This window comes from Sporosarcina beigongshangi (genome assembly GCF_033485195.1).
Classification (GTDB): domain Bacteria; phylum Bacillota; class Bacilli; order Bacillales_A; family Planococcaceae; genus Sporosarcina; species Sporosarcina beigongshangi.
Map to the genome: position 1 here is coordinate 39,756 of NZ_JAWLIR010000031.1, position 12,406 is coordinate 52,161.

Consider the following 12,406-nt stretch of genomic DNA (forward strand, 5'->3'; position numbering starts at 1 on the left):
CATCGTTCAGCGGGAGTTGGAAACACCCCCTGAACAGAAATTCAAACCACATTCGTCCCGCCACATATAGCGGTGGGATCTTCTGCTGAATGAAGATAAAAAAATATTAGTCCTTTGCGAAACCATAAAAATAGTGTATGATATCGAAAAAAACAAAAAGAAAACGAGTTCCGGTAAGAGCTCATTTTCGGTTTGACAATCTTTTATACATCGCCAGTATGCCTATCATTTCCATTACTCATACAAAATGGGCATACGAACGCATTATAATAATTTATGCATTTTACAACATTACCATATCAATACTCTCAAGTCAAGACTTTACGACTCTTAATATATAATAACCTCTTTTTTTTACAACTGTCTCGACGTTACCGAAAAGTTCTTGTAAACGGTCAATTGTCGAAGGTGCCCCCTGCTTCTTCTGGATAACGACCCACAGCTCACCACCAGCAACAAGTTTCAAAAAAGCACCCTCATAAAAATTGAATACCGTCTCTTTTCCTGCACGGATTGGAGGATTTGTCAAAATTGCAGCAAATCCACTTGTCACAACCGCAGACAAGGCATCACTCGGATATATTTCCACATTCCCAATCGTATTTTGCCCCGCATTATGCGCTGCGAGAGAGAGTGCTCGTTCATTGACGTCAACCATGTGAATACTCCGTTCCGGAAAAGATGCGGCAATCGACAATCCGATTGGACCATAGCCACAACCGACGTCTAAAATAGCTCCTTCCGATTCCGGCAAAACAAAAGCTTCAGCGAGGAGCCGCGAACCAAAATCCACTTCACCTTTGCTAAATACCCCAGCGTCCGTCTTGAATCTCAGTGTTTTTCCGCGTAATACCGCAGACCACTCTTTCGGATCACTTTTCACCTTAGGATCTCTCGAGTAATAATGTTCAGACATGTTAGTCCTCCTCTCGAATAATCAATCTCGCCTCAGCGTGATTGTGTCCAGATTCCCCTTACCCGCAGATAAAAAAACGAAGAAAAGCCCGTCCATATCCGACGAGCTTCCCTTCATTTATTCAGAAAATTATTTAAGTTCGATTACTGCGCCAACTTCTTCAAGTTTAGCTTTCATTTCTTCTGCTTCTTCTTTAGAAGCGCCTTCTTTGATTGCTTTTGGTGCGTTATCAACTACTTCTTTCGCTTCTTTCAAGCCTAGGCCAGTAATTTCACGAACAGCTTTGATAACTTTGATTTTTTGGTCTCCAGCAGATGCAAGAACAACGTCGAATTCAGTTTGCTCAGCAGCAGCGTCTCCGCCACCAGCTCCTCCAGCCATTGCAACTGGAGCTGCAGCTGTTACGCCGAACTCTTCTTCAATTGCTTTTACAAGGTCGTTTAGTTCAAGAACTGTCATTTCTTTGATTGCTTCAAGGATTTGTGCGTTAGTCATTATAAGTTCCTCCTAATAGTTGTTTTTGTCGGGCTAACCCGCAAGTTGTATTTCAGGCTGCTTGATTAAGCGCCTTGTTCTTCTTTTTGGTCTGCAACAGCTTTTGTTGCCAACGCGAAGTTGCGCATTGGAGCTTGAAGTACGCTGAGAAGCATAGAAAGTAGACCTTCGCGTGATGGAAGTTCCGCCAACGCTTTAATATCATCTGCTGATGCAACTACACCTTCGATGATACCGGCTTTGATTTCTAGTTTGTCGTTTTTCTTTGCAAAATCGTTAAGGATTTTTGCAGGAGCAACAACATCTTCGTTTGAGAATGCAATTGCGTTTGGTCCTGTAAGGCTTTCGTTCAACCCTTCAAGTCCAACAGCTTCAGCTGCACGGCGTGACATTGAGTTTTTGTAAACTTTAAAGTCAATACCTGCTTCACGAAGTTGTTTACGAAGTTCTGTAACTTGGCTCACATCAAGACCACGGTAATCAACAACAACAACTGACGCTGCTGCTTTCAGCTTATCCGTAATCTCACCAACTACTGCTTGTTTAGCTTCTAGTATCTTGCTCATCTGGACACCTCCTAAAAATTTGGGGTCACTTATACCGATATGAAAAAGCCCTCACATCTACATCATGTAGACACGAGGGCAGAAAAGTCGTCATCTTTTAAATAAAAGAGCGTCTTGTCCTCGGCAGGAATTTTAAGCGGCAAGCCGCACCTACTGTCTACGGTACAAATGGTAATATTCACAACAAAAGTCATCTTACCAGAGGACTATCTATTTGTCAATATTAGTTTTTAACAACTACACTTGAAGGGTCAATTTTAACAGCAGGCCCCATTGTAGATGTCACGTTAACGGACTTCATGTATGTGCCTTTTGCTGATGCAGGTTTTGCTTTTTGAACCGTTTCAAATACAGTTACAAAGTTTTCTACAAGTTTCTCATTGTCGAATGAAACTTTACCGATTGGAGCGTGGATAATTCCAGCTTTGTCTGCACGGTATTCAACTTTACCTGCTTTGATTTCTTCGATTGCTTTTGTAACATCAAATGTTACTGTACCTGTTTTCGGGTTCGGCATAAGTCCTTTTGGTCCAAGAACACGACCAATTTTACCTACTTCACCCATCATGTCAGGCGTTGCAACGATAACGTCGAAATCGAACCAACCTTGTTGGATTTTAGTAATATACTCCGCGTCTCCAGCGTAGTCTGCACCAGCAGCTTCAGCTTCTTTAAGTTTTTCACCTTTTGCGAAAACAAGAACACGTTGAGTTTTACCAGTACCGTTCGGAAGCACTACCGCCCCACGGATTTGTTGATCATTTTTACGAGTGTCGATTCCAAGACGGAATGCAACTTCGATTGTCGCGTCAAAATTAACTGTGCTAGTCTTTTTCGCAAGTTCAATCGCTTCGTTTACGTCATAAGCTTTCAAACGTTCTACAAGCTTTGCCGCTTCTGTGAATTTTTTACCTCTTTTAGCCATTTGAAATTTCCTCCTCGATTGTGGTTTTAACGGGTTAAACCTCCCACGAATAAGGGTTGCGTGTTCCAGAGAACAAGCGCAACCCCCACTACAAAAAAACATCACTTCATAAGATCAAGATCAGTCTTCGATCGTGATACCCATGCTGCGTGCAGTACCTTCAACCATTGCCATCGCCGCTTCAACTGATGCTGCATTTAAATCTTGCATCTTTGTTTCTGCAATTTCGCGAACTTTATCGCGTTTAACAGTAGCAACTTTCTTTTTGTTCGGCTCACCTGAACCTTTTTGAAGATTAGCTGCAACCTTCAGCAATACTGCTGCCGGTGGAGTTTTTGTAATGAAAGTGAATGAACGGTCTTCGAATACAGAAATCACAACAGGAATGATTAGACCTGCTTGATCAGCTGTACGCGCGTTGAATTCTTTACAGAATCCCATGATGTTCACACCTGCTTGACCTAACGCCGGTCCAACTGGGGGAGCCGGGTTCGCTTTTCCAGCAGGAATTTGCAATTTAACAACTTTAATAACTTTTTTAGCCACGAGACACACCTCCTTAAGTCCGTGATGTGGTAATAGGGTTACCCCTCCCACTCAATATGTGCCTGCCGGCTTACGCCGGTAGATTTTGGTTAATCCGTTCAGAATACTTGTTCATAGTCTGACCTTTGAAATGATACCACAATTACATAGTACACGCAAGTAATTTTCGATTATAATTTTTCTACTTGCTCGAAGTCCAGCTCCATTTTAGTCTCTCTACCGAACATATCGACAGTAACCTTAACTTTACCTTTGTCTCCATCAATTTCTTCCACTTTACCTTGGAAGTGCGCAAACGGCCCCTCAAGTACTTGCACCATTTCGCCAATGACATAATCAACTTCAATCTTGCGTTCCTTCACACCCATCTGTTTAAGGATGAATGTTACCTCTTCGGGTAGTAACGGCGTTGGTTTAGCTCCGCCACCCGAAGAACCGATGAAGCCCGTCACACCAGGTGTATTTCGGACGACATACCAAGAATCATCCGTCATGATAATCTCTACCAAAACGTAGCCCGGGAATGTCTTTTTCATCATTACCCGTTTTTTGCCGTCTTTGAAGTCCGTTTCTTCTTCTTCCGGAATGACGACGCGGAAAATTTTATCTTGCATACCCATCGTTTCTACACGTTTTTCCAGATTGGCTTTCACCTTATTTTCATAACCGGAATACGTATGAACAACATACCAATTTTTCTCCATATCCATAATAACGAGGACTATTCGTCCGTCCCTCCTTTTTCGCACATAATTAAAACCCAGTAAAGTAGCCTACCCAGACCTTTATGTTCAGACAATTGAAAAAACCCGTTCATACTGTCAGACGGGATATTTTTCAAAGTGTTTATTCATGTTGCTTATTATAACGCAAGATACCATTCCATTACTCGCGAAATGCCAAGGTCGATGAGTCCGAAGTACACCGCCATAAAAACAACTGTTGAAAGCACAACGATTGTATAGCGTGTCAATTCTTTACGTTTCGGCCAGCTGACTTTTCTCATTTCCGAGACGACGTCTTTAAAAAAACCGCTTAACTTGCTCATTTTACCGCAAACCTCCGAATACAAATATGATGCTGCTAGCAAACCTGTCTACTTCATGCCGTCTGCTTATGCATTGTATGTTTATTGCAATGGCTACAAAACTTCTTGAGTGACAGTCGGTCCGTAGACTTATTACTCTGTGCCGGCACGGAATAATTTCGTGATCCGCATATATCGCAACTTAAAATAACTTTTTTAGACATTTTCTCACCCTATACGACTCATAGTCTTGCTAAAGAGTACCACCTAATTTTAATGGTGTCAATACGATGGAAATTCGTCTTAACGCACTGCGTCGACTTGCATATAGCGCTCAAGCTTACGTTTAATCCGCTGAAGTGCATTATCGACAGACTTCACTTGCCTATTTAATTCTTCCGAAATCTCCTGATAGGACTGCCCGTCCAAATACAGGGCAAGCACCTGCTTCTCAAGGCCGCTCAATACTTTATTCATCTCTTCTTCCATTTGAGTAAAGTCTTCCTTATGAATCATAAGCCCTTCAGGGTCGTCCAAAATCGGCCCTGCAATCACATCCAACAAGGTACGATCTGACTCCTCGTCAAATACCGGCTTGTCTAATGATACCGATGTATTGAGTGGAATATGCTTTTGCCTCGTCGCTGTTTTAATAGCTGTAATGATTTGCCGCGTGATGCACAGTTCCGCAAACGCCTTGAATGAACTTAACCGATCCTCTTTAAAGTCCCGAATCGCTTTGTATAGACCAATCATACCTTCTTGGATGATATCTTCCCGATCTCCACCAATCAGAAAATATGAGCGCGCTTTCAATCTAACAAATGATTGGTACTTTGTAATAAGAAAATCGAGTGCATCCGTGTTCCCTTCGTGGATGATTGCAATGACTTCCCCGTCTGATAACCCGGTGAAATCCGATATGCTACCTTCAACGTATGTTCTCTCCACCAACTGGATCACCCCGGTTCGCTATCACTATTATTCTACAAGTATACCGTATAGATTTTTTTTGCGTCAACCGTTCATTTCTTTCCACGCCGCCATTTTTCAAATATTTCTGCAACTTCGTCCGTTAAAGGGATCTTTGAAATTGGCCGCTGCTCTTGGAACTCCTTCACTTTTCCCGTGATTTTTTTATCAATCTCATCCATTTCAATTTCTAATTCTCTAGACGATTTTCGAAGAGCTCCTTGCGCAAAAATAACCCATTGCTCCGTTAAATCTGATGTCGCCACATGAATTTGTATACGCCGTCCGCCTAATTCAGAAACTAGCTTTTCAATCCTTTCATCAGCAGTTTCTTTTTTTCTTGTAAACACAACTTCAACATCATGATGCTTCTTCTTCTTTTCCACGCCTGGGACAAGATGCGCATCAAAAACGATAATGACACGCCATCCCGTATGCGCCTTGTATTCTGCCATTCTCTCAATGAGACGGTCACGGGCATCTGCCAATCGTTTTTCCTTCAGCTTACGCAGCTCCTGCCACGCACCGATGACGTTATAGCCGTCAACAAGAAGTACATCCTTTTTCATCTTCCAGACTGATGCGGTTGACGTTTACGTAACACTTCATACATCAAAAGCGAAGCAGCAACAGAAGCATTCAATGACGTCACGTGTCCTACCATCGGCAAATGATAAAGGAAGTCACATTTTTCCTTCAATATACGCGACATCCCTTTCCCTTCACTGCCGATAATAATGGCAAGTGGTAATGTTGCGTCCATCAACCTGTAATCCACTGATTTAGCTGCATCTGTCCCCGCGATCCAAACACCGCGCTTTTTCAATTCCTCCACTGTCTGCGAAAGATTATTTACACGAACGACAGGGATATGTTCAATTGCACCCGTCGACGCCTTCGCCACAACACCTGTCAAACCAACAGAACGACGTTTCGGTATAATAATCCCGTGTGCGCCTGACGCGTCTGCCGTCCGTAGGATTGACCCTAAGTTATGAGGATCTTCAAGCTCATCTAGAATTATGAAAAATGGGTCTTCCCCACGATCTTTTGCAACATTGAAAAGATCTTCAAGTTCTGCGTACTCGTAGGCTGCAACCGATGCAATAATCCCTTGATGGTTCATATCCAACATGCCGTCCAATTTCTGCTTCGGCACTGCTTGAACGATAACCCCAGCCTCTTTGGCAAGCGCCAGAATTTCCCCGATACTTTTTTTATTAAGTCCTTCAGCAATCCAAATCTTGTTCAATTCTCTACCTGAGCGCAACGCTTCGACAATAGGGTTTTTACCACCAATCAATTCCGCTTCTATTTCCGTCATGGTTTCCCCTCCTCCTTTACTTTCTCTATAAATGCAATGGATTCACCTATAAATTCTGCTACCCGCTCTGTTCTGCCTAATAAATAGAGCCATCCAACTACCGCTTCGAATCCCGAGCTATAATTATACGTCACAACATCGGTATTTTTAGGAACTGAACCTGACTTGGCGTTGCGCCCCCGTCTCATGACCGCTTCCTCTTCCTCTGTCATAAAACCTGATTGCTGCATCATTTTCACAACTGCCGCCTGTGATTTTGCAGACACATAACTTGTGGCCTCTTTATGTAACACATTCGGTTTCACACGCCCCGAGCGCAGGAGATGCTCACGAACTGCTTGTTCGTACACCGCATCTCCCATATACGCAAGAGCTAAAGGATTTAATTGTTTAACGTCTATATCACGCAAGTTGTACATCCCGTTTAATCCCTCTTCCAGCGCGTACCTTGCGCTGTATCTTCTAAAAGGATTCCCTTCGCCTTCAATTCATCTCGAATTTCATCTGAACGATTGAAATCTCGGTTGCGACGTGCCTCTAACCGCTCTTCGATTAACGCCTCGATGTCTTCGTCCAATAGCTCGGCCCCCGTAGTAAACGGTAGCCCGAGAACTGATAATAAACTATCAAATGTCTGGATGAAGTGCTGAAGTACTTCCGATTGCGTATTCTTCTCTAATAAATAGACGTTCGCTAACTTCACAAGTTCGAAAATCGATGCAATTGCGTTGGCCGTATTAAAGTCATCATCCATCGCCAATTCAAATGTTTGCTTGAGTTCATCCACTTTGTGTAACCAGACATCTTTCTGGTCTCCGAGGTCGGCGGACGTCGCAAGTCTGTGCTCCAAATTATTGTACGCCGTACGAATACGCTCTAAACCATTTGCGGCACCTTCAACAAGATGCTGTGAGAAATTGACTGGATGTCTGTAATGAACAGATAATATAAAGAAACGCAACACTTGCGGATCAATCTGTTTACGAATATCGTTGACGAGCACAAAGTTCCCCAGTGATTTCGACATTTTTTCATTGTCAATATTAATATACCCATTATGCATCCAGTAACGCGCAAATTGCTTGCCCGTCATTGCTTCCGATTGCGCAATTTCGTTTTCATGGTGCGGGAATGTTAAGTCTTGACCACCTGCATGAATATCAATCGTATCGCCGAGATGCTCACGCGCCATCACTGAACATTCGATATGCCAGCCGGGACGTCCTGCCCCCCATGGGCTTTCCCATGAAATTTCGCCTTCCTTCGCCGCTTTCCACAATGCAAAATCAAGAGAATTTTCTTTTTTAACGCCTTCCTCAATCCGCGCACCAATCTTCAGCTCATCTGTCGATTGTTGTGACAACTTGCCATATCCTACAAATTTCCGCGTACGATAATAGACATCCCCTTGTGATTCGTAAGCAAATCCTTTATCAATAAGCACTTGAACAAATTCAACAATGTCTTCGATATGATCCGTCACACGTGGATGAACATCAGCCTTACCGCAACCAAGCGCACCAACATCTTCAAAATAGGCGTTAATAAACCGATCCGTTAGCTCTCCTACTTCTTCCCCTAACTCATTGGCCGCTTTAATAATTTTATCGTCAACATCCGTAAAATTCGAAACGTACGATACATCAAAACCTCTATATTCCAAATAACGTCGAACCGTATCGAAAACAATCACGGGACGGGCATTACCAATATGGATGTAGTTGTAAACCGTTGGCCCACATACATACATCTTCACTTTTCCTTCTTCCATCGGAATAAAAGGCTCTTTTTTTCGCGTTAATGTATTATAAATTTGAATGGTCATAATAAGTTTCCTTCCTTTTCAGCAGATTTCTCTATTTCAACAAGTCGCCCTTTTAACTGTTCGAGCTCATTTTCAAGCATCTCACATTTATCGGCTACTGGATCCGGCATTTCTTGGTGGTCGTACTTATTTTTCACCTTAACACCATTCGCGACGACAATCGTCCCCGGAATGCCAACAACGGTGGAATCAGCTGGAACATCCTTGAGCACAACTGATCCCGCCCCCACTTTGCTGTTCTCACCAATTATAATAGAACCAAGCACCTTTGCACCTGATGCAACAAGCACATTATCACGAAGCGTCGGATGCCGCTTTCCTTTCTCTTTACCCGTTCCACCTAGCGTCACACCTTGGTAAATTGTGACGTCATTACCAATTTCACACGTCTCTCCTATAACGACACCCATACCATGATCGATAAAAAATCGACGCCCAATCGTTGCACCCGGATGAATTTCAATCCCTGTGAAAAATCTGCTAATTTGTGACACAACTCGTGCTAAAAACAATAATTTCTTTTTATATAGTGCATGTGCAATACGGTGAGACCAAATGGCGTGTAAACCTGAATAAGTAAGCGCAACCTCCAATGTACTACGCGCGGCCGGGTCTTGATCAAATATGCACTGAATGTCTTCCTTCATGCGTTGAAACAATATTCTCTCCTCCTTTTTTTCTCTAAAAATCCGTGTTCAGCAGATGGTTTTTTCGCTGAATTCAAATAAAAAATACGCCTCTGCCAAAAATGACAGAGACGCATTGAATGCGCGGTTCCACTCCGCTTGGAAGGTATTTTCCCCTTCCCGCTTGACGTCCATAACGCTGACGATGCGTCCGGCCTACTCACGTTCGGCACGGCACTCAAAGGTGCATTTCCACATTGCAGCGGCACGGATCACTTACAGCCGGTGATGATCCTCTCTGAAGAGCTTGCAATATGTACTTCTCCTTATCAAAGCAGTCTATTTTAAATTGTGTTTATTCTTCTTATAGCTATTAATCATTTATATTACATGCTGACAAGCTGTAAAGTCAATGCAATTACTTCGCGTACTTCGCAACTCGTGCAATCGACTTCTCTTTACCGATGAGCGCAATCGAAGACTGCAATTCAGGCCCATGCATTTGACCTGTCGTCACAACACGAATTGGCATAAATAAGTTTTTCCCTTTGTGACCAGTTTCCTTCTGAACGGCTTTGATGGCATCCTTGATAGACGCAGCATCAAACGTTTCAAGCGCTTCTAATTGAGCTCGGAATGAAGCCATTACTTCAGACACCTGCTCACCCGCCAGCACAGCTTGGGATTCTTCATCGTATTCAAGCTCTTCCGTGAAGAACTGGGCGGACAATTCAACAATTTCAGCACCAAAGCTCAGTTGATCGTGATAAAGGGCAATCAAATCGCGTGCCCACGCAGCTTCCTCTGCCGTCATTTCTTTATTCACTAGACCTACTTCTTGCAGATGTGGCAAGGCAAAGTCAACCACTTCATCAAGGCTCATCTGCTTCATGTATTGATTGTTCATCCATGTCAACTTTTGTTTATCGAACATTGAAGGTGATTTAGACAAACGACTTTCATCGAATAACTTAACCAGCTCCTCGTGTGAGAAGATCTCCTCTTCTCCACCCGGCGACCACCCCAGTAGCGCAAAGAAATTGAACATCGCATGTGGTAAATAGCCGAGATCTTTATATTGTGAAATGAATTGAATAATAGACTCATCACGTTTTGAAAGCTTTTTGCGATCTTCGTTAACAATCAACGTCATATGACCGTAACGTGGGTATTCCCATCCAAAAACATCGAATATCATCAATTGTTTTGGTGTGTTTGTCAAATGCTCCTCACCACGGAAAACGTGGGAAATCTTCATATAATGATCATCGAAGACGACCGCGAAGTTATAGGTCGGAATGCCATTCGCTTTGACAAGTACCCAGTCACCGATATCCTTCGACTCAAATGCGACTGTACCACGAACAAGGTCTTCCACTTTGTACGTAATATTTTCTGGAACTCTCATACGAATTGTATGCGGAATGCCAGCAGCTTCTTTTTCCGCCACTTCATCGGCTGTCAAATGACGACATGTTCCGCCATACATCGGCGCAGCGATGCCAGATGCTTTCTGTTTTTCACGCTCAACTTCCAGCTCATCTGTCGTACAGAAACATTTGTAAGCCTGTCCGCCTTCAAGCATTTCTTTCGCGTGCTTTGTATAAATATCTAGGCGCTCCATTTGACGATAAGGACCGTATGGCCCCCCGATATCGACAGACTCATCATAGTCGATACCTAGCCATTTCAAATTGTCGAGCTGAGATAACTCGCCAGCTTCAATGTTACGCTCTGTATCCGTATCCTCAATCCGCACGATGAATTTCCCACCGTGATGACGTGCAAATAAATAGTTAAAAAGCGCCGTTCGCGCTCCTCCAATATGTAAATGGCCAGTTGGGCTTGGCGCATAGCGTACACGTACTTCTGCTGTCATAGTTCGTACATCTCCGTTCTAATTTAATTACATGCCATTCTATCACTTGCTAAGATTGTTATCAATTACGCCTCATCATGACTTTAACAGTAGAATTGTAGCCATCGATGCGATGCCTTCTTCGCGTCCTACGAAGCCTAATTTCTCTGTCGTCGTTGCCTTGACATTCACTTGTGTCACATCGGCACGTAACAGCTGTGCCACACGTGCACGGATTTCCCCAATATGAGGTGCCATTTTCGGCTTTTGCGCCATAATGGTGCAGTCGATATTACCCAATTTGTAACCTCTATCTTCTACAAGTGCCCAAATTTTTTCTAATAACACTGCAGAATCGGCATCTTTAAACGCCTCATCCGTATCAGGGAAATGTCGTCCGATATCTCCTTCACCAATTGCGCCAAGTGCCGCATCGGTAATGGTATGCAACAGTACATCCGCGTCAGAATGTCCTGTCAGCCCTCGATCATACGGAATTGTAATTCCACCAATAATGAGCGGACGACCTTCTCCGAACTCGTGCACATCAAATCCTTGTCCAATTCGAATCATTTTCTCCACCTACTCCTACTGTCTATTTAATCAATCCCGCCACTTATAAAAGTGGCGCATCATCTGCTGGATTTTAATAAAATCTCTCCGAAAACGAGATCTTCCTGCGTCGTCATCTTAACATTATCATACGTGCTTTCGACGATTCTGACAGGATGACCTAGCCGTTCCACTAGCATGGATTCATCCGTCCCTAAAAAGCCTTCAGCCTCAGCCTCGGCAGAGGCCTCCTGCAATAAAGCGTAGCGAAATGCCTGTGGCGTCTGAATAATCCATAGTATATTCCGATCTACCGTTTCTTCCACCACACCCGCCGAAGCAACTTTCATCGTGTCCTTCGCACGAACACCCGCAATTGCCGCCCCATGCTCAGCTGCAACTTTGACCAGCTCATTAATAACCGAGCGGCGGATGAACGGCCTAGCCGCGTCATGGACAAGGACAATGCCATTTCCATCATACGCTTGAATACAAGCCGCAACGCTATTTTGCCGTTCGCCTCCACCATCTACCATCGCTGTTACTTTCGTTATGGAAAACTGTTCGAGCATCGTTTGAATTTCATCGCGCTCATCCGCTTTCACCGCCAAAATAATCCCCTCGCAAGCTGGATCTCCTTCAAACACAGTAAGTGTATGTGCAAGTATCGGCTTATCATTCAATCTCAAAAAAAGCTTATTGTAACCGGCACCCATCCGCTGTCCGCTTCCTGCTGCCGGCATCATAACTGTATACTTCACGACTGATCTTCCT

General features: G+C 43.6%; 17 protein-coding genes and 2 other annotated features. All 17 genes read right to left on the bottom strand.

What is annotated here, in order from left to right; all coding sequences use genetic code 11:
* Positions 1-313: 313 nt before the first annotated feature.
* Positions 314-916, bottom strand: coding sequence for a class I SAM-dependent methyltransferase (locus R2B77_RS13615; RefSeq protein ID WP_203247866.1), 603 nt, complete (start codon positions 914-916; stop codon positions 314-316).
* Between the two features lie 129 nt (positions 917-1,045).
* Complete coding sequence (rplL, locus tag R2B77_RS13620) at positions 1,046-1,411, bottom strand: 50S ribosomal protein L7/L12 (RefSeq protein ID WP_212391562.1); 366 nt, start codon at positions 1,409-1,411, stop codon at positions 1,046-1,048.
* Positions 1,412-1,476: 65 nt separating this feature from the next.
* Positions 1,477-1,977, bottom strand: coding sequence for a 50S ribosomal protein L10 (rplJ, locus tag R2B77_RS13625; protein ID WP_203247865.1), 501 nt, complete (start codon positions 1,975-1,977; stop codon positions 1,477-1,479).
* 33 nt (positions 1,978-2,010) lie between these two features.
* Positions 2,011-2,158 (bottom strand) — a sequence feature (ribosomal protein L10 leader region).
* A 42-nt stretch (positions 2,159-2,200) separates the two neighbouring features.
* A complete protein-coding gene (gene rplA, locus R2B77_RS13630) occupies positions 2,201-2,902 on the bottom strand; it encodes a 50S ribosomal protein L1 (RefSeq protein WP_203247864.1) in 702 nt (233 codons plus the stop codon).
* A 120-nt stretch (positions 2,903-3,022) separates the two neighbouring features.
* Positions 3,023-3,448, bottom strand: a complete 426-nt coding sequence (rplK, locus tag R2B77_RS13635; protein WP_203247863.1) for a 50S ribosomal protein L11 — start codon at positions 3,446-3,448, stop codon at positions 3,023-3,025.
* Positions 3,449-3,618: 170 nt separating this feature from the next.
* Complete coding sequence (gene nusG, locus R2B77_RS13640; protein ID WP_203247939.1) at positions 3,619-4,152, bottom strand: transcription termination/antitermination protein NusG; 534 nt, start codon at positions 4,150-4,152, stop codon at positions 3,619-3,621.
* Between the two features lie 158 nt (positions 4,153-4,310).
* Positions 4,311-4,496, bottom strand: coding sequence for a preprotein translocase subunit SecE (secE, locus tag R2B77_RS13645; protein ID WP_203247862.1), 186 nt, complete (start codon positions 4,494-4,496; stop codon positions 4,311-4,313).
* A gap of 53 nt (positions 4,497-4,549) precedes the next feature.
* Entirely contained in the window at positions 4,550-4,699 is a 150-nt protein-coding gene (gene rpmG, locus R2B77_RS13650; protein WP_203247861.1) for a 50S ribosomal protein L33, read from the bottom strand.
* 79 nt (positions 4,700-4,778) lie between these two features.
* Positions 4,779-5,399: an RNA polymerase sporulation sigma factor SigH gene (gene sigH, locus R2B77_RS13655; protein WP_203247938.1), complete on the bottom strand. Its 621-nt coding sequence runs from the start codon at positions 5,397-5,399 to the stop codon at positions 4,779-4,781.
* Positions 5,400-5,500: 101 nt separating this feature from the next.
* Positions 5,501-6,016: an NYN domain-containing protein gene (locus tag R2B77_RS13660; protein ID WP_203247860.1), complete on the bottom strand. Its 516-nt coding sequence runs from the start codon at positions 6,014-6,016 to the stop codon at positions 5,501-5,503.
* The gene (gene rlmB, locus R2B77_RS13665) at positions 6,013-6,771 is read right to left on the bottom strand and encodes a 23S rRNA (guanosine(2251)-2'-O)-methyltransferase RlmB (protein WP_203247859.1); all 759 of its coding nucleotides are present in this window, start codon (positions 6,769-6,771) and stop codon (positions 6,013-6,015) included. Before rlmB ends, R2B77_RS13660 begins: the two co-directional genes overlap by 4 nt.
* Positions 6,768-7,190 carry a Mini-ribonuclease 3 gene (locus tag R2B77_RS13670; protein WP_203247858.1) on the bottom strand — a complete coding sequence of 141 codons (423 nt, stop codon included), beginning with the start codon at positions 7,188-7,190 and terminating at the stop codon, positions 6,768-6,770. Before R2B77_RS13670 ends, rlmB begins: the two co-directional genes overlap by 4 nt.
* Positions 7,191-7,195: 5 nt before the next feature.
* Positions 7,196-8,596, bottom strand: a complete 1,401-nt coding sequence (gene cysS / locus R2B77_RS13675) for a cysteine--tRNA ligase (protein WP_203247857.1) — start codon at positions 8,594-8,596, stop codon at positions 7,196-7,198.
* The gene (gene cysE, locus R2B77_RS13680; RefSeq protein ID WP_203247856.1) at positions 8,593-9,255 is read right to left on the bottom strand and encodes a serine O-acetyltransferase; all 663 of its coding nucleotides are present in this window, start codon (positions 9,253-9,255) and stop codon (positions 8,593-8,595) included. The genes cysS and cysE overlap by 4 nt, the downstream gene beginning before the upstream one ends.
* A 91-nt stretch (positions 9,256-9,346) precedes the next feature.
* Positions 9,347-9,564 (bottom strand) — a binding site (T-box leader).
* 76 nt (positions 9,565-9,640) lie between these two features.
* A complete protein-coding gene (gene gltX / locus R2B77_RS13685) occupies positions 9,641-11,101 on the bottom strand; it encodes a glutamate--tRNA ligase (RefSeq protein ID WP_203247855.1) in 1,461 nt (486 codons plus the stop codon).
* Positions 11,102-11,176: 75 nt separating this feature from the next.
* Entirely contained in the window at positions 11,177-11,653 is a 477-nt protein-coding gene (gene ispF / locus R2B77_RS13690) for a 2-C-methyl-D-erythritol 2,4-cyclodiphosphate synthase (protein WP_203247854.1), read from the bottom strand.
* A gap of 59 nt (positions 11,654-11,712) precedes the next feature.
* Complete coding sequence (gene ispD / locus R2B77_RS13695; protein ID WP_203247853.1) at positions 11,713-12,393, bottom strand: 2-C-methyl-D-erythritol 4-phosphate cytidylyltransferase; 681 nt, start codon at positions 12,391-12,393, stop codon at positions 11,713-11,715.
* Positions 12,394-12,406: the final 13 nt, after the last annotated feature.

What these genes read in the sequence shown, in the direction of transcription:
- R2B77_RS13615 (WP_203247866.1), bottom strand. Translation starts at nt 916, where the DNA reads ATGTCTGAACATTATTACTCGAGAGATCCTAAGGTGAAAAGTGATCCG.
- rplL (WP_212391562.1), bottom strand. Translation starts at nt 1,411, where the DNA reads ATGACTAACGCACAAATCCTTGAAGCAATCAAAGAAATGACAGTTCTT.
- rplJ (WP_203247865.1), bottom strand. Translation starts at nt 1,977, where the DNA reads ATGAGCAAGATACTAGAAGCTAAACAAGCAGTAGTTGGTGAGATTACG.
- rplA (WP_203247864.1), bottom strand. Translation starts at nt 2,902, where the DNA reads ATGGCTAAAAGAGGTAAAAAATTCACAGAAGCGGCAAAGCTTGTAGAA.
- nusG (WP_203247939.1), bottom strand. Translation starts at nt 4,152, where the DNA reads ATGGAGAAAAATTGGTATGTTGTTCATACGTATTCCGGTTATGAAAAT.
- secE (WP_203247862.1), bottom strand. Translation starts at nt 4,496, where the DNA reads ATGAGCAAGTTAAGCGGTTTTTTTAAAGACGTCGTCTCGGAAATGAGA.
- rpmG (WP_203247861.1), bottom strand. Translation starts at nt 4,699, where the DNA reads ATGTCTAAAAAAGTTATTTTAAGTTGCGATATATGCGGATCACGAAAT.
- R2B77_RS13660 (WP_203247860.1), bottom strand. Translation starts at nt 6,016, where the DNA reads ATGAAAAAGGATGTACTTCTTGTTGACGGCTATAACGTCATCGGTGCG.
- rlmB (WP_203247859.1), bottom strand. Translation starts at nt 6,771, where the DNA reads ATGACGGAAATAGAAGCGGAATTGATTGGTGGTAAAAACCCTATTGTC.
- R2B77_RS13670 (WP_203247858.1), bottom strand. Translation starts at nt 7,190, where the DNA reads ATGTACAACTTGCGTGATATAGACGTTAAACAATTAAATCCTTTAGCT.
- cysS (WP_203247857.1), bottom strand. Translation starts at nt 8,596, where the DNA reads ATGACCATTCAAATTTATAATACATTAACGCGAAAAAAAGAGCCTTTT.
- gltX (WP_203247855.1), bottom strand. Translation starts at nt 11,101, where the DNA reads ATGACAGCAGAAGTACGTGTACGCTATGCGCCAAGCCCAACTGGCCAT.
- ispF (WP_203247854.1), bottom strand. Translation starts at nt 11,653, where the DNA reads ATGATTCGAATTGGACAAGGATTTGATGTGCACGAGTTCGGAGAAGGT.